We start from the raw sequence: 23084 nt of genomic DNA on the forward strand, positions 1-23084 counted from the left end.
TGCTCGATCTCTCGACTCCACTCACCATCAGAGCATTCGGATAGCTCGGCATCGAACTTGATATCCCGCCGCTTGCGTGCAAGGCCCGGCGCTGAATACTTCCGCGCTTTGGGATAGGCTTCTATCCACTGCCCAAGAAAGAGATGATGCAGCTTATTTGGAGAAATCAGATAGCGGACCGTCCCAAATGCCGCCAACTCTTGCTTCAATTGTTCACTAAGCTTTTCTGGCGAGTGGATCCAAAGATCCGCACCTCGCAATCTCACGACTGTCATCCTTGTGGGAAAAGTAAACCCATAAAAATCGACTTCGCACCCATCATAGGTCCATATTTCGTCGCCGACCTGATTAAGCTGCACGGCTCTGTCCCTTACTTGCATAACGCCATGCTCAGCCGAGCCGGTTGAGCGAGACCGCGACCCAACAGGGGACAACTAGTGCAATGCTGCCAAAGATTCGATACCGCCCGAAAGTGCCCAAGCTCCAATATCGACAACGGTGTGAGTCATCAGCATGTATCGAGACTTCAGCAGCGTTGCACTAGGTCGATGGTCAGGAACTGACCGCCTCAACCCGAAAACGCCTGCTGACAGAGCGTGAACAAGGTTGCCGGATACATCCCGAGCAACAGGATCGCGGCGCCGTTGACGGTGATCGCCACCCGCGCGCTGGCGTCGGCCGTCACCGGCACCTCGGTGACCGGCTTGTCGAAGTAGATCAGCTTGACCACGCGCAGATAGTAGAAGGCGCCGATGATCGAGAACACCACCGCGACGATCGCCAGCCAGACCATCCCTTGGGCGATGATCGCCTCCAGCACCAGCAGCTTGGCGACAAAACCGACCATCGGCGGCACGCCAGCCATCGAGAACATCATCAGCGCCATCATCGCCGCCAGCCAGGGCGCGCGGTCGGACAGGCCCTTGAGGTCATCCAGTTCCTGCACATCCTGGCCCTTGCTCGACATCATCAGCAGCACGCCGAAGGCGCCGGCCGACATCAGCGCATAGACCACCGAGTAGAACATCGCCGAGGCATAGCCCTGCTCGCTGCCGGCAAGCAGCCCGAGGAAGATGAAGCCGACGTGCGAGATGGTCGAATAGGCCAGCATGCGCTTGATATTGGTCTGCGCGATGGCGACGACATTGCCGAGTGCCAACGACAGCACCGAGAGGATCACCAGGATCTCGCCCCAGTCCGATTGCAGCCCGCCGAGCGCCTCGATCAGGATACGCGCGGCCATCGCGAAGGCGGCGATCTTCGGCGCACTGGACAGAAACAGCACGATCGGCGTCGGCGCGCCCTGATAGACATCCGGCAGCCACATGTGGAAGGGCACGGCGCCGAACTTGAACGCGATGCCGATCAGCGCGAAGACCAAGCCGAAGACCAGGATCCTGTCGTCGACGCCGGCACTGGCGACGGCAGCGGCGACATCGGCGAAGGCGAAGCCACCCGAGGCGCCATAGAGCATCGAGATGCCATACAGCAACATGCCCGAGCCGAGCGCGCCGAGCACGAAGTACTTCATCGCCGCCTCGGCGCCCTGCTTGGAATCGCGATCGAAGGCGACCAACGCATAGAGACAGAGCGAGAGCAGCTCCAGGCCCAGATAGAGGGTCAGGAAGCCGTTCGCCGAGACCATGATCAGCATGCCGAGCACCGCGAACAGCAGCAGCACATGGTACTCGCCGACCCACATCTCGCGGTCGCGCATGTAATCCTTGGCGTAGATGAAGGTCAGCAGCGAGACGACGAGGATCGCGCCCTTGAGCAGATCGCTCATCGGATCGCGAATGAAGCTCGCGCTGAAGGCCGCGGTCGGCACCGGACTGCCGACCGCACCCACGGCCATCAACGCCAGCACCAGGCCGATGATGGTCAGGTTGTGATTGCTCTGCTTGTGCTCGGCGCGCGTATAGAGATCGACGATCAATACACCGCAGGCGGTCACCAGGATGACCAGCTCCGGCAGGATCGCGATCATCGAAGAGGTCAAGGAGGGGGTAAGCGTCGTCATGACAGGGATCCCTTAGGGCTTGAGACCGGCAATCGGGGCGTCGTCGACCGCGATCGCCGACGGCAGTTTACTGACCTGCACCTGCTGCACCAGCTGCTCGATGGTCGGCTCCATCACCTCGATCAGCGGCTTGGGCCAGAGGCCGATGGCGAGCGTCGCGGCGGCGAGCACGCCGAGATTCAGCGTTTCGCGGCGATCGAGATCTTCGAGCTTGGCGACCTGCTCGTTGCCGACCTCGCCGAAGATCACCCGCTTCACCAGCCAGAGCGTGAAGGCGGCCGCCAACACCAGCGTGGTCGCGGCCAGGAAGGCGAACCAGAAGTCGGCCTGGAAGGCGGCGAGGATCACCATCAGCTCGCCGACGAAACCGGAGGTGCCCGGCAGCCCGGCATTGGCCATGGCGAAGAAGACGACGAAGGCGCCGAACCAGGGCATGCGGTTGATCACCCCGCCGTAGGCCGAGATCTCGCGCGTGTGCATGCGGTCGTAGAGCACGCCGACGCAGAGGAACAGCGCGCCGGAGATGAAGCCGTGCGAGATCATCTGCACCATGCCGCCCTCGATGCCCATCACCGCGCCAGCGGTCTCGGCGCGCTGTAAGATGCCGAAGATGACGAAGAAGCCGAGGGTGACGAAGCCCATGTGCGCGATCGACGAGTAGGCGATCAGCTTCTTCATATCCTGCTGCACCAAGGCCACCAGGCCGATGTAGATCACCGCGATCAGCGACATCGCAATGATCAGCCAGTCGAGCGCGGCACTCGCATCCGGGGTGATCGGCAGACTGAAGCGCAGGAAGCCATAGCCACCGATCTTGAGCATGATCGCCGCCAGGATCACCGAACCGCCGGTCGGCGCCTCGACATGCGCGTCCGGCAGCCAGGTATGCACCGGAAACATCGGCACCTTGACCGCGAAGGCGAGCAGGAAGGCGATGAAGATCAGGATCTGCGCGGTCAGCCCCAGCGGCGCGGCATGGAAGCCGAGGATGTCGAAGCTGCCGGTCTCAAAGGACAGATAGAGCAGCGCGACCAGCATGAACACCGAGCCGAAGAAGGTGTAGAGGAAGAACTTGATGGTCGCGTAGACCCGATTCGGCCCGCCCCAGACCCCGATGATGATGAACATCGGGATCAGCATCGCCTCCCAGAAGACGTAGAACAGGATCGCATCCAGCGCCGAGAAGACACCGACCATGATGCCCTCCATGATCAGGAAGGCGGCCATGTAATGCGAGGGCCGATGGCGGATCACATCCCAGCCGGCGATGATGACGAAGATGCCGATGAAGGTGGTGAGCAGGATCAGCGGCATCGAGATGCCATCGATGCCGAGGTGGTATTCGATACCGAGCGCCGGCAGCCAGGCCGAACGTTCGACGAACTGCATCTCGGCGGTGCTGGGATCGAAGCCGAACCAGAGGATCAGGCTGACCAGGAAGGTCAGGAGCGCGTACACCAAGGCGATGCGCTTGGTCAGTTCGGCATTCTGCTCACCACTGGCGATCACCACGATACCGCCAATGATCGGCAGCCAGATGACCAGCGAGAGCCAGGGAAATTCCAATAACATGCGCCAGGTCTCCCGCGTCTTAGAAGGTCACGTACAGGGTCAAGAGCATCACCAGGCCAAGGATCATCGCGAAGGCATAGTGGTAAAGCAGGCCGCTCTGCAGGTGCCGGACCACGCCCGCAAGCCAGCCGACCGCCCGCGCCGAGCCGTTGACTACCGCGCCATCGATGACGCGTTGGTCGCTGCTCTTCCAGAGGAAGCGGCCGATGCGCTGACTGCCGCCCGCGAACACGCGCTGGTTGAAGTCGTCGAAGCCGTACTTGTCCTCGAGCAGGCGCGTCAGACGACCGCCACGCGCTTGCAATTCGACATCGATGTTCGGATTGCGTCGATGCTGGTACAGCCAATAGTAGGCCGCCAGCCCAAGTCCCGCCATCGACAGCCAGAACGGCAATGCCTGCATGCCATGGCGAATGAATTCGCGCTGCCCGTGCCAATGCGCGGCCAGATGATGCAGCGTGTCCTGCTCGGGCTTGACGGTGATCGCATCGCCAAGCCAGTTCTGCACCAGCAGCGGCTCGATGGCGTACCAGCCGATGAACACCGAGGGGATCGCCAGCGCGATCAGCGGGACAGTCACCACCCAGGGCGTCTCGTGCAGATGCGAGCGGGCGTGATGATCCATGCGCGGCTCGCCGTGGAACACCAGGAAATACAGCCGGAAGCTATAGAGCGCGGTGACGAAGGCGCCCAGGGTCAGCAGCAGATGCGCGAGGCCAGCGCCACCGATGTGCGAATGCCCCACCGCCTCGATGATCGCGTCCTTGGAGAAGAAGCCGGAGAAGCCGGGGAAGGCGATCAGCGCCAGCGAGCCGAGCAGCGCGGTGATCCAGGTGATCGGCATGTAGCGCTTGAGCCCGCCCATGTTGCGGATGTCCTGATCGTGGTGCATGGCGATGATCACCGAGCCGGCGGCGAGGAACAGCAGTGCCTTGAAGAAGGCATGGGTCATCAGATGGAAGATCCCGGCGGCATAGGCCGAGGCGCCGAGCGCGGCGATCATATAGCCCAGCTGCGACAAGGTCGAATAGGCGACGATGCGCTTGATGTCGTTCTGCACCAGCCCGACCAGGCCCATGAAGAAGGCGGTGACCGCGCCGATCACCAGCACGAACGACAGCGCCGTGCTCGAAAGCTCGTACAGTGGCGACATGCGCGCGACCATGAAGACACCGGCGGTGACCATGGTCGCGGCATGGATCAGCGCCGAGATCGGCGTCGGGCCTTCCATCGAGTCCGGCAGCCAGACATGCAGCGGCATCTGTGCCGATTTGCCCATGGCGCCGATGAACAGCAGGATGCAGATCAGCGTCATCAACGAGACCCCGCCGAACACCGCGACCTGGGTGTCGGCGAGGTCCGGCGCCTGCGCGAAGACCTCGGCATAGTCGAGCGAGCCGAAGTACATCGCCACCGCGGCGATCCCGAGGATGAAGCCGAAATCCCCGACCCGGTTGACCAGGAAGGCCTTGAGATTGGCCGAGATCGCCGACTCGCGCACCGTGTAGAAGCCGATCAGCAGATAGGAGACCAGGCCCACCGCTTCCCAGCCGAAGAACAGCTGCAGGAAGTTGTTCGACATCACCAGCATCAGCATCGAGAAGGTGAACAGCGAGATATAGCTGAAGAAGCGCTGATAGCTGTTGGTGCCGACGCGCGAATCCTCGGGCCAGTTATGGGCGTCGTCGGCCATGTAGCCGATGGTGTAGATGTGCACCATCAGCGAGACGAAGGTCACCACCGCCATCATCAGCGCGGTGAGGCGATCGACCAGGAAGCCGATCTCGAAGCGGAGGCCGCCGGCGACCATCCAGGTGTAGACGCTGTCGTTGAAGGCCGGCTCCTCGTGCCAGATGAAGCGCGACAGGACCCAGAGCGACAGCACGGTGGACAGGCCGACGCCGGCAATCGCGACCGAGTGCGCGCCCACGCGGCCGATCTTGCCGCCGAAGAAGCCGGCAATGATGGCGCCGATCAGCGGCGCCAGCACGATGGTCAGATAAAGGCTCTCCATTGAAGGATTCTCCGAGCGGTGTCCGGTGGGCTCAACCCTTGAGCATGTCCAGATCGTCGACGTTGATGGTGCGCCGGTTGCGGAACAGGACCACCAGGATGGCGAGCCCGATCGCGGCTTCGGCGGCAGCGACGGTGAGGATGAAGAAGACGAAGATCTGACCACTCAGATCGCCGAGGAAATGCGCAAAGGCGACGAAGTTCATGTTCACCGCCAGCAGCATCAGTTCGATGCACATCAGCAAAATGAGCACGTTCTTGCGGTTCAGGAACACCCCGGCGACCGAGATCGAGAACAGCAGGCCGCCAAGCAGCAGGTAATCGGAGAGCGCGATCATTCGGAGTCCTCCTTCAGCGCCGGTGCCGCCGCGTTTTGACCCAGACGCGGCGCGGCCGGCATCGACACCAGACGGATGCGATCCGGCCCCTTCTTCACCCGTACCTGTTGCGAGGCATCCTGATACTTGGTCTCGGGGCGCCGGCGCAGCGTCAGGCGAATCGCGGCGACGATGGCGACCAGCAGGATCACCGCGGCGATCTCGAACGGATACAGATAGGTGGTATAGAGATCGAGCCCGAGTTCGACCGTATTGCTGTAGTCGGCGGGCCGCGCCTCGGGCTTGGCGAACAGCTCGAGCCCGAAGTTCGACGGTCCCAGCACCAGGAACAGATTCACCACCATCACCAGCGCGATCAGCAGCCCGAGCGGCAGGTAGCGGATGAACTGCCCGCGCAGCGCGGCGATGTCGATATCGAGCATCATCACCACGAACAGGAACAGCACCATCACCGCGCCGACATAGACCAGCACCAGCACGATGCCGAGGAACTCCGCCTCCAGCAACAGCCACAGGGCCGCGCTGCTGACAAAGGCCAACACCAGAAACAACACCGCGTGCACCGGGTTGCGGCGCGTCACCACCATCCCCGCAGCGAAGACGGTGATGGCCGCGAACACAGAGAAGAGAAATTTTTCGAAGCCCATGGAATTTCCAGCTGGCGTGGCTGCGCGGGAGACCGGCTCTCACGCGCGCAGGCAGACGTTGACAGTCGATCGTTCAATCGGGCAGCGACAGTAGCCACTGCGCTCGTTCATCGCTGCCCATCGACATCCCGCTATGGGCCAGACAATGGCCTTCCAGGTGGGAGGTCGTTGATGAACAGTGTCCTCGCGTTCTCTGAATCGCTTGCCTCGATTGCCTCGGCGAGCAACCAGGTTCTCGCTCTCAGCGATAGGGCGCATCCGCGCTGCGGGCCGCCGCGATGCGCGACTCGTATTTATCCCCGATCGCGAGCAATGTGTCTTTGGTCATGATGTTCTCGCCGCGATTCTCGAAGTGATACTCATAGATGTCGGTCTCGACGATCGAATCGACCGGGCAGGATTCCTCGCAAAAGCCGCAGTAGATGCACTTGAAGAGATCGATATCGTAGCGTGTCGTGCGCCGCGATCCATCGGCGCGCGGCTCGGCCTCGATGGTGATCGCCAGCGCGGGACAGACAGCCTCGCAGAGCTTGCAGGCGATGCAGCGCTCCTCGCCGTTCGGGTAACGGCGCAGCGCGTGCAGACCCCGAAAACGCGGCGAGACCGGCGCCTTCTCCTCCGGATACTGCACCGTGAACTTGCGCTTGAACAGGTAGCGCCCGGTCAGGCCCATTCCGCGGAACAGTTCGACGAGCAGGAGACTGTTGAGATAAGTGCGAGCGGCTTGAAGCATGGTTCACTCTATCGGCTATCGACTAGCGCGGGAGGCGCGGTCACGCATCGTTGCGGTTCCCAGCCGGTCATCCCAGCGCGGCGGTCGCCGCCGACCACCAGGGCGGCAACTGCGCGAGCACGGCCACGGCGACCACCAGGATCCAGACGATCGTGATCGGAATGAACACCTTCCAGCCCAGCCGCATGATCTGGTCATAGCGGTAGCGCGGAAAGGTCGCGCGCAGCCAGAGGAAGACGAACATGAAGAAGAAGGTCTTGAGCAGAATCCAGATCATGCCCGGCACCCAGGCCGTGGCCTCGTCGAGCACCGGAATGCCCTGGAACGGCGACAGCCAGCCGCCGAAGAACAGCAGTGTCGCCAGCATCGCGATCAACACCATGTTGGCGTATTCGGCGAGGAAGAAGATGGCGAATGCCATGCCCGAGTATTCGACATGGAAGCCGGCGACGATCTCGGACTCGCCCTCGGCGACATCGAAGGGCGCGCGGTTGGTCTCGGCAACGCCGGAGATGAAATAGACCCCGAACAGCGGCAGCAACGGCAGCCAGAACCAGGTCAGCAGATTGCCGGATTGCGCCTCGACGATCGCGCTCAGGTTCAGGCTGCCGGCGGCGACCAGTACCCCGACCAGCGCGAAGCCCATCGCGATCTCATAGGCGACGATCTGCGCCGCCGCGCGCATTGCGCCGAGCAGCGCGTACTTCGAGTTCGAGGCCCAGCCGGCGATGATGACGCCGTAGACGCCGAGCGAGGTCAGCGCCAGCACATAGAGCAGACCGGCATTGATATCGGCCAGCACCAGCCCGGCATCGAACGGCACCACCGCCCAGGCCGCGAGCGCCGGCACGATCGAGATCAGCGGCGCGAGCAGGAACAGCCCCCTATTGGCCTTGGTCGGGATGACGATCTCCTTGACCATCAGCTTGAGCGCGTCGGCGATCGGCTGCAAGAGTCCGCGCCAGCCGACCCGATTGGGCCCGATGCGCACCTGGATATAGCCGATCACCTTGCGTTCGGCATAGGTGTACCAGGCCACCACCGCGAGCAACGGGCCGACGATCGTGAGGATCGCGATCAGGCTCCGCAACGGCAGTGGCAGCCAGTTCCATAAGTCCATCATCTGCTTGCGCTCCTAGGCCTCGATCTTCTCGATACGCAGCGGACCGATGCACGGCCCGAGCATCTCGCTGCCGTCGACGGCGGCTGGAATCCGCGCGCAGCCGAGGGCGACGCGGTCATCGAACACGACCGCCGCCCGGGCCGCGCACGCGACCTCTGAGGCCGCCGCGTTGTCAATGCCCGCTCCGGAACCCCTGCTCAGGCCCGCGCCAGTCTCCTGGCGCAGACGCGCCTGATCGCCCGCGGCCAGCCCCAGCTCGGCGGCCTGCCGCGGATGCAGATGCACCGCCAGCGACTCGGCCAAGGGCGTGCGCTGCAAGGCCGGCGCATGGCGCACCAACGCATCGCTGGCATAGATCGGCAGGTTGCCGATGCGGGTCAGGTCGGAGCCGGACGGTGGCGGTCGTTCGGTGATCGAGGTCAACGCCTGCGCATCGCCCAACCGGTTATCCGGCGCGAGATCGGCACAGACCTGGGCCACCTCGTCGTGAATCTCGCGGGCGCTGTTCTGGTCGAATCCCTCGCACTCGAGCATGGTGCCGAGCACTCGCAAGACCTTCCAGCCCGGGCGCGCATCGCCGGCCGGGGCGACCGCGCCCTGGAAGCGCTGCCAGCGCCCCTCGGCATTGACGAAGGTGCCCGCGGTCTCGGCGAAGGCCGAGATCGGTAACAGCACGTCAGCGACCTCAGCGAGCGCCGCGCTCTTGAACTGGCTGCAGGCCACCACCTGCTGGGCGCTGCGCAGCGCGGCCATTGCCAGGCTCGGATCGGCGAGATCGCGCTCCGGCTCCAGGCCCCAGAGCAGATAGCCTTGGCGTGGGTCGGTCAACATCGCCTGGGCATCGAGACCATGCCGCTTCGCAACCGCGCCGCCCGGCAGGCGATGCGGCAGACTGCCGGCCAGCCGGCTGCCGACGCTGTTCGCGCCTAGCGCGAGGAAGCCGAGCTTGCACTCGGCGGCCTCGGCGAGCGCGGCCGCCAGCGCCCGCAGCAGGCCGTAATCGGGATCGGCCTCGGCCAGCGCGCCGAGTAGCACCAGGCCTTGCCCGGACTTGCCAGCCGCTTGCAGCGCGGCGGCGATCTGTCGGTGCCGGTCGCTGACCTCGGCGGTCGCGCCCGGTACCGGCTTGCCGAGCGCCTGCAAGAGCGCCCGCAGCTCGGAGGCCAGCGCCGGCGGCGCGGTCACTAGCTGCAGGCTGGCGTGATTGAGATCGACCGCGTAGGGATTCAGCAACGCGATGGTCGCGCCATCGAGCGCGGCCTTGCGCAGACGGTGCGCCAGCAAGGGCTGCTCCTGGCGCGGATCGCTGCCGATGAGCAGCACGCCTTGCTGCTGTTCGAGTTCGGCGATCGGAAGCCCGAGCCAAGGGCATGCGGGATCGGCGGCATCTGCGCGAAAATCCTGCTGGCGCAACCGGGTATCGATATGATCGCTGCCCAGCGCGCGCACCAGTCGCTGTAGCAGGAATTGCTCTTCCAGCGTCGCGCTCGGCGCGACCAAGCAACCGAGCTGATCCGGCCCCGGCGCCTGCAGCGCCTCGATCGCCGCATGCAGGGCCGCCTGCCAGTCGACCGCCTGCCAGCGACCGTCGCGTTTGAGCATCGGCGCGGTCAAGCGCTCGGGGCTGTTCAGGCCCTCGTAGCTGAAACGGTCGCGATCCGAGATCCAGCACTCGTTCACCGCCTCGTTGTCGCGCGGATGCACGCGCATGACCTGGCCACCGCGCAGATGCAGGTGCAGGTTCGAGCCGACCCCGTCATGCGGCGCGATGCTGGGCGCCGAGGTCAGCTCCCAGGCGCGCGCGGTGAATCGATAGGGCTTCGAGGTCAGCGCGCCGACCGGACAGAGATCGATAATGTTGCCCGAAAGCTCATGCGCCATCGTATGCTCGACGAAGGTGCCGATGCGCATGTCCTCGCCGCGGCCGGTCGCGCCCAGCTCGCGCAGGCCGGCGATCTCGGCGCCGAAGCGCACGCAGCGGGTGCAGTGGATGCAGCGGGTCATCTCGGTGGCGATCAGCGGCCCGAGGTCTTCATCCTTGACCACGCGCTTGCGCTCGCTGAAGCGCGAGACGTCCTCGCCATAGCCCATCGAGACGTCTTGCAGCTCGCACTCGCCGCCCTGATCGCAGATCGGGCAGTCGAGCGGATGATTGATGAGCAGGAACTCCATGGTGCCGCGCTGGGCATCGAGCGCCTTCGGCGAGCGCGTGAGCACCTTCATGCCATCGCTGACCGGCGTCGCGCAGGCCGGGATCGGCTTCGGGAAGGGGCGCCCGCCCTGCTCCGCCTCGACCAGGCACATGCGGCAGTTGGCCGCGATCGAGAGCTTCTCGTGATAGCAGAAACGCGGGATCGCGATGCCCTCGCGATCGGCCACCGCGATGATCATCTCACCGGGCGCCGCCGTGCAGACACGGCCGTCGATCTCGAGGGTGATCTTGTCGTCCGACATCGATTTGGGTCTACCTGCTGTGGTTGCGCTGCGGCGTCATGGGGCTGCGCGAGAAGCTCGGGCCATGAGCATGGCGCTCAGGCCGCCTCGACCAGCGAACGGCCGTGTTCGATGAGATGCTCGAACTCGGATCGGTAATGCTTGAGGAAACTCTGCACCGGCATCGCGGCGGCATCGCCGAGCGCGCAGATCGTGCGACCGCCGATACGACCGGCGACATTGTCGAGCAAATCAAGGTCTTGCGATCGCCCCTTGCCCGCCAGTATCCGATCGAGCACCCGCGCCAGCCAACCGGTGCCCTCGCGACAGGGCGTGCACTGGCCGCAGGACTCGTGCGCGTAGAAGTGCGCCAGATTCGCAAGCACCTTCACCATGCAGGTGCCCTCGGCGATGACGATCACCGCGCCGGAGCCGAGCATCGAGCCGGCCTTGGCGATCGAGTCGTAGTCCATGTCGGTGCGCATCATCACCTCGCCCGGCACCACCGGCACCGAGGAGCCGCCCGGGATCACCGCCTTCAGCGCGCGGCCGCCGCTGACGCCCCCGGCCATCTCAAGCAGATCCTTGAACGGCGTGCCGAGCGGGATCTCGAGATTGCACGGCTGCGCGACATGGCCGGTGACCGAGAACAGCTTGGGGCCGCCATTGTTCGGCCGACCCTGCTCGAGGAACCATTTGCCGCCCTTTTCCAAAATCACCGGCACCGAGGCCAGGGATTCGGTGTTGTTGATCGTGGTCGGCTTACCGTAGAGCCCGGCCTGGGCCGGGAACGGCGGCTTGAAGCGCGGCTGGCCCTTCTTGCCCTCGAGCGATTCGAGCAGCGCCGTCTCCTCGCCACAGATGTAGGCACCGGCGCCGAGATGCGTGTAGAGATCGAAATCGATGCCCGAGCCGAGCAGGTCCTTGCCCAGCATGCCGGCCGCGTAGGCCTCTTCCAGCGCGCCCTCGAAGCGCGCGGTCGGCTCGTAGAACTCGCCGCGAATGTAGTTGTAGCCGACCGTCGCACCCATGCAGTAACCGGCGATCGCCATCCCCTCGATCAGCTGATGGGGATTGAAACGCAGGATATCGCGGTCCTTGCAGGTGCCCGGCTCGCCTTCGTCCGAATTGCAGACGATGTACTTCTGACCCGGCTTGCTGCGCGGCATGAAGCTCCACTTCAGCCCGGTTGGAAAACCGGCGCCGCCACGCCCGCGCAGGGCCGAGGTCTTGAGTTCGGCGATGAGCTGGTCCGGATCGGGCTTCTCGCGCAGGATGCGCTCCCATTGCACATAGCCGCCGACGCTGCGATAGCTGTCGAGGGTATGCCGCACCTGGGGGTCGAGGTGCAGGGTGCGGAAGCAAACGGTGTTGTGGTTCTCAGCCATGGCTCGCGCGCGCTCAGTCGAGGTCGTCGATGATCTTGTCGATAGCGTCCGGGGTCACGCACTCGTGATAGGTCTTATCGACCATCACCACCGGGGCGTGCCGGCAGGCACCGAGACATTCGAACTCCTTGAACGTCAGCTTGCCATCGGCGGTGGTGCCGCCAGGGGCGACCTTGTACTTCTTCTCGATATGGTGCATCAGCTCCTCGGCACCGCCGAGCATGCAGGAGACGCTGTTGCAGACGCAGACCTTGTGCCGGCCGACTGGCTCCAGGTCGTACATCGCATAGAAGGTGGCGACCTCGTAGACCGCCGTCTCGGGCATGTCCAGATAGGCGGCGACCTGATCCATCAGCTCGCGGGTCAACCAGCCGCCGTTGTGGTCCTGCACCAGCGTCAGCGCCGGCATCACCGCGGACTGTTTCCATTCCGGCGGATACTTGGCGACATGCTTGTCGATCTCGGCGCGCAACTCGGGCGTGAGCAACGTCTCCTTGTCGACATCGTGGATGACCGCGAGCGGTGTCGTGCGAAAACTCATCAGCGGTCGATCTCCCCAAACACGATATCCATGGTGCCGATGATGGCGACCACATCGGCGAGCATGTGGCCCTTGGCCATCTCGTCCATCGCCGCGAGATGCGGGAAGCCGGGCGCGCGGACTTTCAACCGATAGGGCTTGTTGGCGCCATCGGAGACGATGTAGCAACCGAACTCGCCCTTGGGTGCCTCAACCGCCGCATAGACCTGGCCCGGCGGCGGGCAGTAGCCCTCGGTGAACAGCTTAAAGTGATGGATCAGCGCCTCCATGTCGTCCTTCATACCGACCCGAGTCGGTGGCGCGACCTTATGGTCGTCGACCATCACCGGACCGGGATTGGCGCGCAGCCAATCGATGCACTGCTTGATGATGCGGTTGGACTGGCGCATCTCCTCGATGCGGACCAGATAGCGGTCGTAGCAGTCGCCGTTCTGGCCCACCGGGATATCGAAGTCGACCCGGTCATAGGCCGCGTAGGGCTGCATCTTGCGCAGATCCCAAGCCACTCCTGAGCCGCGCAGCATCGGCCCGGTGAAGCCGATGTTCTTGGCGCGCTCGGCATCGACCACGCCGATGCCGACGGTGCGCTGCTTCCAAATCCGGTTATCGGTGAGCAGGGTCTCGTACTCATCGACCAGCTTGGGGAAGCGCTCGCTGAAGTCCTCGATGAAATCGAGCAAGGAACCGCTGCGGGGCTTGTTGAGCCTGCGCATGGTGCGTTTGCCGTGCCACTTGGAGCTTTCCTCGGCGAAGCGCGGCATCTGCTCGGGCAGATCGCGGTAGACCCCGCCCGGTCGGTAATAGGTCGCATGCAGGCGCGCGCCCGAGACCGCCTCGTAGCAGTCCATCAGGTCCTCGCGCTCGCGGAAGCAATAGAGGAAGACGCTCATCGCGCCGACATCGAGCGCATGCGCGCCGAGCCACATCAGGTGGTTGAGGATGCGGGTGATCTCGTCGAACAGGGTGCGGATATATTGCGCGCGGATCGGCGCCTCGATACCCAGCAGTTTCTCGATCGCGCGCACATAGCCGTGCTCGTTGCACATCATCGAGACGTAGTCGAGCCGGTCCATGTAGCCGATGGACTGGTTGTAGGGCTTGGATTCGGCGAGCTTCTCGGTCGCGCGATGCAACAGCCCGATGTGCGGATCGGCGCGATCGATGACCTCGCCGTCCATCTCCAGCACCAGGCGCAGCACCCCGTGCGCGGCCGGATGCTGGGGACCGAAGTTCAGCGTGTAGTTGCGAATCTCAGGCATTGGCTGCGTCCTTGGCACCGGTGACGGCCGGATGGTCGTCGCCGAGGTAGCGGCTGTCGTCGCGGATGACCTTGGGCACCAGCACGCGCGGCTCGATCTCGACCGGCTCGTAGACCACGCGCGCCTGCTCGGGATCGTAGCGCATCGCGACATGGCCGCTGAGCGGGAAGTCCTTGCGGAATGGATGGCCGACGAAGCCGTAGTCGGTGAGGATGCGGCGCAAATCGGGATGGCCGTCGAAGAGGATGCCGAACAGATCGAAGGCCTCGCGCTCGAACCAATCGGCGGCGGACCAGATCGACACCACCGAGGGCACCAGAGGCTGAGCGCCGCCGGTGCGCACCACCAGCCGCAGCCGCCAGTTGTGCGCGAGCGAGAGCAGGTGATAGACGACGGCAAAGCGCTCAGGGTGATCGGTCTCGAGCTCGAGATCGCGATCGACGCCACGGCCGAAGCCGAAGTGCGCGGCCTCGGTGGTCGCCCATTCCGAGAGCCCGTAGGCGGCGTAATCGACGCCGCAGAGGTCGATCAGTTGCTCGAAGCCGAAGTCTTGGTCATCGCGCAGCCGCGTGCAGGTCTCGATGAGGGCGCTGGCTGGAACCGCAAGCGTCAGTTCGCCGCGATCGGCGCTCAGGGAGTGACCGGCGGGAGCGCCTTTGGGCTTGGCTTGAGCGGACTCGGCGTCGCTGGGGTTGGCGTTGCCGGGCTCAGCGTCAGCAGGCTCAGCATCGGTCGACTTCGCCTCTGCGTTAGCTGCCGTTGCCGTGAAAGCAGCACTCAGGCGCGCGGCCAGTTCGTCGAGGCGCGCGTCGCCGGTGATGAGGATCGGATCGGACATGAGTCGGGTCACCGCGCGATGGTGTTGGTGCGGCGGATCTTGTTCTGCAGCTGCAAGATGCCGTAGAGCAAGGCCTCCGCCGTTGGCGGACAGCCGGGCACATAGACATCCACCGGCACGATGCGATCGCAGCCGCGCACCACCGAATAGGAGTAGTGATAGTAGCCACCACCATTAGCGCAGGAACCCATCGAGATCACCCAGCGCGGCTCGGCCATCTGGTCATAGACCTTGCGCAAGGCCGGTGCCATCTTGTTGACCAGGGTGCCGGCGACGATCATCACATCGGACTGGCGCGGACTCGGGCGGAAGATGATGCCGAAGCGATCCAGGTCATAGCGCGCGGCGCCGGCGTGCATCATCTCCACCGCGCAACAGGCCAAACCGAAGGTCATCGGCCACAGCGAGCCAGTGCGCGCCCAGTTGATCAACTTGTCGGCGGTGGTGGTGACCACGCCCTCTTCGAGAATGCCTTCGATACCCATCTAGCCCCCTCTTTAACTCAGCCGCTCGCTCGTGCCGACGGTTAGGTGTCGCCGGTCATTCCCAGTCGAGGGCGCCCTTGCGCCATTCGTAGATGAAGCCGACGACGAGAATACCCAAGAACACGGACATGGCGAGCAATCCCGCTGTTCCCAAGTCCTCGAGCACCACGGCCCAGGGAAACAGGAAGGCAATCTCGAGATCGAACAGGATGAAGAGGATGGCGACCAGGTAGTAGCGCACATCGAACTTCATGCGCGCGCTCTCGAAGGCGTCGAAGCCACACTCGTAAGGAGCATCCTTCTCGGGATCAGGCCGGCGCGGGCCGAGCAGCATGCCGAGCGCGCGGGGCGCGAAGCCGATCAGAATCGCGACCGCCAGGAAGATCAAGATATGGAGATAGTTCTCTAACATCTAGCGGTGGCTCCAGGACGTTGGTCGTTTTAGGCGACGAAAACCTTCTGCATGCTAGTGCATGCAGCCCTGACTGTCAACCAACTGAAACAACGCAAAACCATGATAATCAATGAGTTGACAGGGTGTCGCCGATAAAAAAGGCGACCCCGCAAGCGGGTGTCGCCTTGTCTGATTGGTGCCGACGGCCGGACTCGAACCGGCACGGCTTGCGCCACTGCCCCCTCAAGACAGCGTGTCTACCAATTCCACCACGTCGGCAAATTCATCCTGTCTATTATCGCAGATGTCGTGACTGACAGGTTACGTAATTTTCGCCTCGTCTCAAATCGCGCCTAATCGACCGGCGGCAACTCGCTTTGCGAATCGGCTGGGTTGGTCCCATCCTGCTCGCGGTTCGCGCTGTCCGTCGCTGCGGGCGGCAGATCGGACGCTCCGTCACCGGGCACCTCGGCATTCTCGGACGGCGCGGGCAGATCATCGACCGCTGGCACCTCCTCGGAGGCTGGCCCGGGCGCTGACTCAGGGGTTGGCCCCGGGGCTGACTCGGGTGCTGACTCGGGAATCGGCGGTCCGTCTCGCGGTCCCTCTTGCTCCGGAGCGACAGGAATCGGCCTGTCGAGGTCATCCATGAGCCCTTCCGGTTCACCGACGCGGGCGGCAAAGTAGGCCAGCACGATACTGGTCAAGAAGAACAGGATGGCCAGGATCGCGGTCGAGCGCGAGAGAAAAGAGCCGGAACCCTGCGCACCAAAGACCGTCGACGAGGCACCACTGCCGAACGCCGCGCCGGCATCGGCACCCTTGCCATGCTGGAGCAGCACGAGCGTGATGATGCCAATCGCGAGGACGAGATGGAGGACGGTCAATATGAGCTGCATGAGGGGTCTCGGTCTCGATCTCGGTCTGGGCGGTGGCTCGGCGGATGCCAAGCCCGCATCGGTTTAGGCGTTCGCATCGCCCGCCTTGCATATCGCCAGGAAGTCAGCCGCCTTGAGTGCTGCCCCACCGATGAGACCGCCATCGATATCGGCCTGTGCCATCAACTCGAGCGCGTTACCGGGCTTCATGCTGCCACCATAGAGGATGCGCAATTCGGCCGCGACCTCAGGGTCCTTCTTGGCGACGCGCTGGCGCAGGAAGGCATGCACCTCTTGCGCCTGCTCCGGGGTGGCGGTGACGCCGGTCCCGATGGCCCACACCGGCTCGTAGGCGATCACGCCTTTCGCCAGCTCGGCAACGCCGCCGGGCAACTCGAGCACCGCGTCGAGATGGCGGGCGACCACCTCCTCGGTCTTGCCCTGCTCACGCTCCTCGAGCGTCTCGCCGACACAGAGGATGGGCGTCAAGCCATGGGCCGTGACCATCTGATACTTGCGCGCGATCACGGCATCGGTCTCGGCATTGAACAGGCGCCGCTCGGAATGACCGACGATCGCGTAGGTACAGCCGAAATCCTTCAGCATGGTCGCTGAAACCTGACCGGTGAAGGCGCCGTCTTCCTCGCGCGAGCAATCCTGCGAGCCGTAGCGGATGGGGGTCCCGCTCAGCATCTCCTCGGCGATATGGAGATAGGGAAACGGCGGACACACCGCGACCTCGGAGGCCTCGATATCGCCGAGGCCGGCCTTGATGGCAGTCAACAGCTCGGCCGTCATGACCTTGCTGCCATTCATCTTCCAGTTTCCCGCGATCAGGGGCTGACGCATGACTGTCTCCCGAAGAAAAGAGCCGATCATTCTAACGGCCTCCATGGGGCCGCGCAAGCGCGTGGCGAAGAAAGTTGTTTCCGTCGCGGCGCCCAGTGGCTTAGACTGTGGCGATGGCGAAAGGCAAGAAAAAAACCAGTACCCCCAGCAGCACCATCGCGCTGAACAAGCAGGCCAAGCACGAATATCAGGTCGAACAGCGCCACGAGGCGGGCCTCGTCCTCGAGGGCTGGGAGGTCAAGAGCATGCGCGCCGGACGCGTCCAGCTCAAGGAGGCCTACGTCAAGATCCTGCATGGCGAGGGCTTTTTGATCGGCTGTCATATCTCCCCGCTGCCATCGGCCTCGACCCATGTCGATCCGGACCCGACGCGCACCCGCAAGCTGCTCTTAAAGCGCACCGAACTCAGCCGCCTGATCGGCCAGACCGAGCGCGCCGGCTACACGCTCGTGCCCCTGGCGCTCTACTGGAAGCGCGGCCGCGCCAAGCTCGAGATCGGGCTGGCCAAGGGCAAGAAATTGCACGACAAGCGCGCCGACGCCAAGGAGCGCGACTGGCAGCGCGAAAAGGAGCGCCTCTTCAAGCAGCACTAGACCGGCCTGCGCAGGTCAAGGCGCTAGCGCCCGCACCTCGGCCTTGCCGATGCCACGCGGTCCATTCAGCGAGGCCTTCGGGATCAAGGCGCCGCTGTCATCCAGATAGAGGTCGCGGGTCGCCGCGAGCGGGGCCCGCTCGCGACCATCGATCATCCAATCCCGGCCGTCGGCGGCGCGGTGCAACAGCCAAAAACCGCCACCGCCAAGCCCCGAGCCGTAGGGCTCGACCACGGCCAGCACCGCGCTGATCGCCACCGCCGCATCAAAGGCATTGCCGCCGGCTTCCAGCAAGGCCAGCCCGGCCTCGGTCGCCGCTGGATGCGCGCTCGCCACCGCCTGCGCTGGCGGGCGCGGAGGCTCCACCGATTCGGTCAGCGGCCCCGTGCCGGCTGGGGTCCAGACCGGCAGCAACCAGAGCGGCAGCAACGCCGCCAGCAGCAGCAAGCGGTTGCGCGCGGCGCAAAAAAGGCCCCCGTCGGGAGCCTTGGCGTGGGTTGGCATCCAGCCTAGAAGGCGTCCATCAACGACTTGCCGAGCTGAGAGCCAGTGCCTGGCAATCATCGGCAAGCAGAACATGGACGGCCTCTTGGGTCAGCTCGACTCACCCGTGATGCGCTCATACTTGGCGCGCAGTTCTTCCTCGGTCTCCTTGTGGTCCGGATCGACGATGATGCAGTCGACCGGGCAGACCTCGACACACTGCGAGGTCTCGTAGTGACCGACGCATTCGGTGCACAGATCCGGCTCGATGACGTAGATCTCGTCACCTTGCGAGATGGCGCCATTCGGGCACTCGGGCTCGCAGACATCGCAGTTGATGCATTCGTCGGTGATGATAAGCGCCATGGTTGGACTCCTATAGATGTCAGAAATAAAGCCTGCGGAGATTACCAGCGTCCGTTGGCTGGGGACATTGGGATGGCGCAAAGTTTATCCAAACCTTTGCCGCAATGCAGCATGCACGCTGGCATCGACGAACCCCGAGACGTCGCCCCCCAGACGCGCGATCTGCTTGACCAGCGACGACGAGATATAGGCATATTGCTCCGCCGGGGTCAGAAACAGGGTTTCGATCTCTGGCGCCATGCGCCGGTTCATGCCGGCAAGCTGGAACTCGTACTCGAAGTCGGAGACCGCGCGCAGGCCGCGCATGATCACATGGACCTGCATCGAGCGCGCAAAATCCACCAGCAGGCCAGAGAAGGGCACGACCTCGACATTCTCCATCGCCTCGCAGATGGTTCGCGCCAGCGCAACCCGTTCCTCCGCAGAAAAGGTCGGGTGCTTGGCGCTGTCGCGCGCCACCGCCACGATCACGCGGTCGAACAACCGCGAGGCGCGATCGATGAGATCGCTATGGCCATTGGTCATCGGGTCGAAAGACCCCGGATAGACGACGCTACGCAAGCTCTGTGCCCTTGGTGAGGTGGGTCGGGGCCGCGAAGCATAACAAATCATGACCGGCCAAACCGGCCCGATCATCCGTCAGGCGCGCGCCCGCAGGCCCCTTCGGGACCGACCCGTGCCAACGCATAGCGCACCTGTCCCGCCTGCTTCTCCCGAAGCCACCGCCAATGCCCGGGCACCTGCGGCAGCGGCGTCGCCCGATCGGTCTCGATGTAGACCAGCGCGCCCACCGTCAGCCAACCGCCCGCGTCCAGTCGCTGCAGCGCGGGCGCGAGCAGGCCGGCGCCAAAGGGGGGGTCCAGGAAACAACAATCGACCGGCACCAGCGACGCGCGCGCGAGCCATGCCAGCACGTCGGCACGATAGACGCTCACCTGATCGGCGCCGAGCTCACGCACATTGGCCTTGAGCCGGTCGGCCACGGCCGCGTTGCGCTCGATCATGGTCACCGACCCGGCACCGCGCGAGGCCGCCTCCAGCCCCAGGGCGCCACTGCCGGCGAAGCAGTCTAGGACACGGCAACCCTCGATGCTCGGCGCCAACCAGTTGAACAGGGTTTCGCGAATGCGATCGCTCGTCGGCCGCAGCCCCGGCTGCGCCAGGACCGGTAGCCGCCGGCCGCGCCAGCGGCCACCGATGAGGCGCAAACGCCCAGGCTCAGTCCTGGCCACCCGTGTCCGCGCCGGGCCGATGCGCCCGTGCCTCGGCCTCCGCCCCGACATCGACCTCGACGCTGGCGTCGGTCCCGGGGATGTCGCCGACCATCACCACCGCCAAGCGTTCGGGATCGACCCGGCGGCGAAACGCGTCCCGAACCTGCTCGGCGCTGAGGGCGCGGATGCGCTCCGGGAAGCTGTCGAGGTAGTCGAGCGGGAGATCGTAGAATCCGATGACCGCCAGATACCGGACGATCTTGCTGTTGCCGGCGATGCGCAGCGGGAAGCCGCCGGTGATGTTCTTGATCGCCGCCTGCAACGCCTCCTCGGTCGGCCCCTGTTCGACGAATCGCGTCAGCGTATCCAGTAGCACTTGCCGCGCGCCCTCGGCTTGCGCGTTCTGGGTTTGCAGCCCCATGATCAGCGGACCCGTCCGCGCCAAGGGCATGAAGTAGCTATACACGCTATAGGCAAGCCCACGCTTCTCGCGCACCTCCTCCATGAACAGGGAGACCAGCCCGCCGCCCCCGAGGATGTGATTGCCGAGGTAGAGCGCGAAGTAGTCGGGATCGCCGCGCCGCATGCCGGGCTGGCCAAGGTAGAGATGGGTTTGGCTGGAGGGGAATCCGATCCGTTCTACCTCACCCTCTTCGCGTGCGGGCACGGGCGGCAAGGATGGCGGGGGCTCGGCGTCGGGAAGCGCGGCCGTGAGACGCGTGGCGAGGGTCTCGGCTTGGGCGCGATCGAGCGCCCCGACGAGAGCAACGGTCGCGTTCGCCGCGCCGTAATAGCGCTGGTGGAAGGCACGCAGGTCATCGACGGTCAAGGCAGCGACGCTCGCGGCGGTCCCGCTCGGGTCCGAGGCATAGGGATGGTCGCCGAAGATCGCCCGATACAATGCCTTGCGTCCGACGCTGCCTGGGTCCTGCTCGTCCAGGCGCAACCCGGTCAAGCGGTTGCGCCGCACCCGCTCGAACTCGCTGGCGTCGAAGCGCGGTTCGGCGAGCACCTTGATCAGCGTGTCAAGAGCGGTCTCCAGCGCCTCGGACTCGGTCAGCGAGCGCAGCCGGACGAAGCTGGTATCGCGATCCACGCCGGCGCCGAGTTCGGCCCCCACCGCCTCGATACGCTCGGCGATGGCATCGGCGTCCAGGTCGCCCGCGCCCTCGCTCAGCATCGCTGCGGTCAACGATGCGAGCCCGGGCCGTTCGCCATCGCGGGCGCTGCCGGCATCGAAGACCACCCGCACATCGACCATCGGCAGCTCTGGCGCGGAGACGAACAGCACCTTGGCCCCGGTCGGTGTCCACCAGCGCTGAATCTCCGGCCCCGCCTGCGCATTCTGGATCACGAGCATGCCAAGCGCGAGCAGCATGCTCGGCCCGACGGCCCACTTGTTCAGCAGGTGCGTGGTCACCCGGAATTGCCGAGGTCTATTGTACATGGCGGCCTCCTGCGGTCTTCGTCGTCGCGCTCGCGGTCTTGTGGTCATCCAATGGCTGCGGATCGAGCACGGCGACAGTGCGGTTCGCGTCCGTCAGATAGCGCCGCGCTACCGCCTGGATCTGCGCTGGAGTGATCGCCGACAGCCGCTCGACCGTTTGCTCGACGAGTTCCCAACCAAGCCCGACGGTCTCGTACTGTCCGAGCAACATGGCCTGATAGAACACGCTGTCGCGCTCGTAGACCTTATCGGCGATCAGCTGACTGCGGATACGCGCGAGCTCCTGCTCGCTCACCGGTTCGGCCCGCAACCGCTCGAGCTGGGCGAGGATCGCCTGCTCCAGGGTGTCGAGCGAGGTGCCGGTGGCCGGCGTGGCATCGATCAGCAGCATCCCCGGGAGACGCGTGAAGGCGTTGTAGCTGGCCCCGACTGCGGCAGCCAGCCGCTCGCCGCGCACCAGTTCGCGGCTGAAGCGCGAACTCGAGCCCGCATCCAGCACCGAGGCCAGCATCTCCAGCGCATAGGGCTCCCATGACTGCTCGGCATCGCTCAGTGCCGGCGTCTTCCAGCCCATCAATAGGTAGGGCTCATTGGCCGGCGCCGCCACCACCAGCCGCTTCTCGCCCCGTTGCCTGGGCTCCTCGCGCGGGCGTGGCCGCAGCGCCGGGCCCGGCTCGAGGGCGCCGAAAGAGTCCTCGGCCAGCGCAAAGACCGCCTCCGGCTCGACGGCGCCGACGACCACCAGGGTCGCGTTGTTCGGCGCGTACCACATGCGATACCAATCGCGCAGGGTCTCGACGTCCATGACCTCGAGATCGCTCTGCCAGCCGATGATCGGGTGACGATAGGGGGAGGCGGCATAGGCGGTGGCGTTGAAGTGCTCGAAGGTCAGCGCCTCCGGATCATCATCGGTGCGCAGGCGGCGCTCCTCCTTCACCACCTCGATCTCCTTGACGAATTCATCGGCGGCCAAGGTCAGGTTGCGCATCCGATCCGCCTCGAGCTCGAAGGCGATCTCGAGGCGATCTGCGGCCAGGGTCTGGAAATAGGCGGTATAGTCACGGCCGGTAAAGGCGTTCTCATCGCCGCCATTTTCGGCGATGATGCGCGAGAACTCGCCGGGCGCGAGCCGTTCCGTGCCCTTGAACATCATGTGCTCGAGGGCATGCGAGACGCCGGTCACGCCGTCGTGCTCGTAACTGGAGCCGACCTTGTACCAGACCTGAGAGGTGACGATCGGCGCGCGATCGTCGCGTTTCACGAGAATCTTGAGCCCATTGTCTAACACCCGCTCGTGCACCTCGGGGCGCGCGCCGGCGGCTGCATCATCGGCCCGAGCGGCGCCGAGCGCGGGGGCGACGAGGATCGCCGCCAGCAGCATGAGGACGGAATGTCTCATCATCGGGATTTTGTCCATCGCATCAATCTAAACTGGCCGGTAAATGGCGACAACGGTGCATTGTTACAATG

The 23084-nt window shown here is 64.6% G+C and carries 23 protein-coding genes, 1 tRNA gene and 1 pseudogene; 1 reads left to right on the top strand and 24 read right to left on the bottom strand.

What is annotated here, in order from left to right:
* The 18 genes from ACLFQI_RS00005 to tpiA all read right to left on the bottom strand — a co-directional run.
* Positions 1-359, bottom strand: a 359-nt coding sequence (locus tag ACLFQI_RS00005) for a DUF4336 domain-containing protein (RefSeq protein WP_410756742.1), incomplete at its 3' end; no start/stop codon positions are given.
* Positions 360-568: 209 nt separating this feature from the next.
* Positions 569-2020 (bottom strand): NADH-quinone oxidoreductase subunit NuoN, encoded by a 1452-nt coding sequence (gene nuoN, locus ACLFQI_RS00010; protein WP_410756743.1) that lies wholly within the window; start codon positions 2018-2020, stop codon positions 569-571.
* Between the two features lie 12 nt (positions 2021-2032).
* Positions 2033-3592, bottom strand: coding sequence for an NADH-quinone oxidoreductase subunit M (locus ACLFQI_RS00015; RefSeq protein ID WP_410756744.1), 1560 nt, complete (start codon positions 3590-3592; stop codon positions 2033-2035).
* A 19-nt stretch (positions 3593-3611) separates the two neighbouring features.
* Positions 3612-5606: an NADH-quinone oxidoreductase subunit L gene (nuoL, locus tag ACLFQI_RS00020; protein WP_410756745.1), complete on the bottom strand. Its 1995-nt coding sequence runs from the start codon at positions 5604-5606 to the stop codon at positions 3612-3614.
* A gap of 31 nt (positions 5607-5637) precedes the next feature.
* Entirely contained in the window at positions 5638-5943 is a 306-nt protein-coding gene (nuoK, locus tag ACLFQI_RS00025; RefSeq protein ID WP_410756746.1) for an NADH-quinone oxidoreductase subunit NuoK, read from the bottom strand.
* Entirely contained in the window at positions 5940-6590 is a 651-nt protein-coding gene (locus ACLFQI_RS00030) for an NADH-quinone oxidoreductase subunit J (protein WP_410756747.1), read from the bottom strand. Before ACLFQI_RS00030 ends, nuoK begins: the two co-directional genes overlap by 4 nt.
* Before the next feature lie 241 nt (positions 6591-6831).
* Positions 6832-7323: an NADH-quinone oxidoreductase subunit NuoI gene (gene nuoI, locus ACLFQI_RS00035; RefSeq protein ID WP_410756748.1), complete on the bottom strand. Its 492-nt coding sequence runs from the start codon at positions 7321-7323 to the stop codon at positions 6832-6834.
* Between the two features lie 67 nt (positions 7324-7390).
* Complete coding sequence (nuoH, locus tag ACLFQI_RS00040) at positions 7391-8446, bottom strand: NADH-quinone oxidoreductase subunit NuoH (RefSeq protein WP_410756749.1); 1056 nt, start codon at positions 8444-8446, stop codon at positions 7391-7393.
* Between the two features lie 12 nt (positions 8447-8458).
* The gene (nuoG, locus tag ACLFQI_RS00045) at positions 8459-10900 is read right to left on the bottom strand and encodes an NADH-quinone oxidoreductase subunit NuoG (RefSeq protein ID WP_410756750.1); all 2442 of its coding nucleotides are present in this window, start codon (positions 10898-10900) and stop codon (positions 8459-8461) included.
* 77 nt (positions 10901-10977) lie between these two features.
* Entirely contained in the window at positions 10978-12267 is a 1290-nt protein-coding gene (gene nuoF / locus ACLFQI_RS00050; protein ID WP_410756751.1) for an NADH-quinone oxidoreductase subunit NuoF, read from the bottom strand.
* Positions 12268-12280: 13 nt separating this feature from the next.
* Positions 12281-12808 (bottom strand): NADH-quinone oxidoreductase subunit NuoE, encoded by a 528-nt coding sequence (gene nuoE, locus ACLFQI_RS00055; RefSeq protein ID WP_410756752.1) that lies wholly within the window; start codon positions 12806-12808, stop codon positions 12281-12283.
* Positions 12808-14067, bottom strand: a complete 1260-nt coding sequence (locus tag ACLFQI_RS00060) for an NADH-quinone oxidoreductase subunit D (RefSeq protein WP_410756753.1) — start codon at positions 14065-14067, stop codon at positions 12808-12810. Before ACLFQI_RS00060 ends, nuoE begins: the two co-directional genes overlap by 1 nt.
* Positions 14060-14905 (bottom strand): NADH-quinone oxidoreductase subunit C, encoded by an 846-nt coding sequence (locus tag ACLFQI_RS00065; protein WP_410756754.1) that lies wholly within the window; start codon positions 14903-14905, stop codon positions 14060-14062. The genes ACLFQI_RS00060 and ACLFQI_RS00065 overlap by 8 nt, the downstream gene beginning before the upstream one ends.
* 8 nt (positions 14906-14913) lie before the next feature.
* Positions 14914-15390: a NuoB/complex I 20 kDa subunit family protein gene (locus ACLFQI_RS00070; RefSeq protein WP_200247712.1), complete on the bottom strand. Its 477-nt coding sequence runs from the start codon at positions 15388-15390 to the stop codon at positions 14914-14916.
* A 55-nt stretch (positions 15391-15445) separates the two neighbouring features.
* The gene (locus ACLFQI_RS00075) at positions 15446-15802 is read right to left on the bottom strand and encodes an NADH-quinone oxidoreductase subunit A (protein WP_410756755.1); all 357 of its coding nucleotides are present in this window, start codon (positions 15800-15802) and stop codon (positions 15446-15448) included.
* 176 nt (positions 15803-15978) lie between these two features.
* Positions 15979-16063: transfer RNA gene (locus ACLFQI_RS00080), tRNA-Leu, on the bottom strand.
* A gap of 74 nt (positions 16064-16137) precedes the next feature.
* Entirely contained in the window at positions 16138-16683 is a 546-nt protein-coding gene (gene secG / locus ACLFQI_RS00085; protein ID WP_410756756.1) for a preprotein translocase subunit SecG, read from the bottom strand.
* A gap of 63 nt (positions 16684-16746) precedes the next feature.
* Positions 16747-17511, bottom strand: a complete 765-nt coding sequence (tpiA, locus tag ACLFQI_RS00090; protein WP_410756757.1) for a triose-phosphate isomerase — start codon at positions 17509-17511, stop codon at positions 16747-16749.
* A 113-nt stretch (positions 17512-17624) separates the two neighbouring features.
* Here tpiA and smpB point away from each other — a divergent pair, with 113 nt between their 5' ends.
* A complete protein-coding gene (gene smpB / locus ACLFQI_RS00095; protein ID WP_410756758.1) occupies positions 17625-18104 on the top strand; it encodes an SsrA-binding protein SmpB in 480 nt (159 codons plus the stop codon).
* 45 nt (positions 18105-18149) lie between these two features.
* Here the strand turns inward: smpB and ACLFQI_RS00100 are convergent.
* The 6 genes and pseudogenes from ACLFQI_RS00100 to ACLFQI_RS00125 all read right to left on the bottom strand — a co-directional run.
* A pseudogene (locus ACLFQI_RS00100) lies at positions 18150-18608 on the bottom strand (gamma-glutamyltransferase); the annotation flags it as partial.
* Positions 18609-18698: 90 nt separating this feature from the next.
* Entirely contained in the window at positions 18699-18953 is a 255-nt protein-coding gene (locus ACLFQI_RS00105) for a YfhL family 4Fe-4S dicluster ferredoxin (protein ID WP_200247696.1), read from the bottom strand.
* A gap of 84 nt (positions 18954-19037) precedes the next feature.
* Positions 19038-19514 (bottom strand): pantetheine-phosphate adenylyltransferase, encoded by a 477-nt coding sequence (gene coaD, locus ACLFQI_RS00110; RefSeq protein ID WP_410756759.1) that lies wholly within the window; start codon positions 19512-19514, stop codon positions 19038-19040.
* A 71-nt stretch (positions 19515-19585) separates the two neighbouring features.
* Complete coding sequence (rsmD, locus tag ACLFQI_RS00115; protein WP_410756760.1) at positions 19586-20161, bottom strand: 16S rRNA (guanine(966)-N(2))-methyltransferase RsmD; 576 nt, start codon at positions 20159-20161, stop codon at positions 19586-19588.
* Between the two features lie 10 nt (positions 20162-20171).
* Entirely contained in the window at positions 20172-21614 is a 1443-nt protein-coding gene (locus tag ACLFQI_RS00120; protein ID WP_410756761.1) for a M16 family metallopeptidase, read from the bottom strand.
* Positions 21604-23013: a M16 family metallopeptidase gene (locus ACLFQI_RS00125; RefSeq protein WP_410756762.1), complete on the bottom strand. Its 1410-nt coding sequence runs from the start codon at positions 23011-23013 to the stop codon at positions 21604-21606. The genes ACLFQI_RS00120 and ACLFQI_RS00125 overlap by 11 nt, the downstream gene beginning before the upstream one ends.
* Positions 23014-23084: the final 71 nt, after the last annotated feature.

Source organism: Halochromatium sp., assembly GCF_046541315.1.
Taxonomy (GTDB): Bacteria; Pseudomonadota; Gammaproteobacteria; order Chromatiales; family Chromatiaceae; genus Lamprobacter.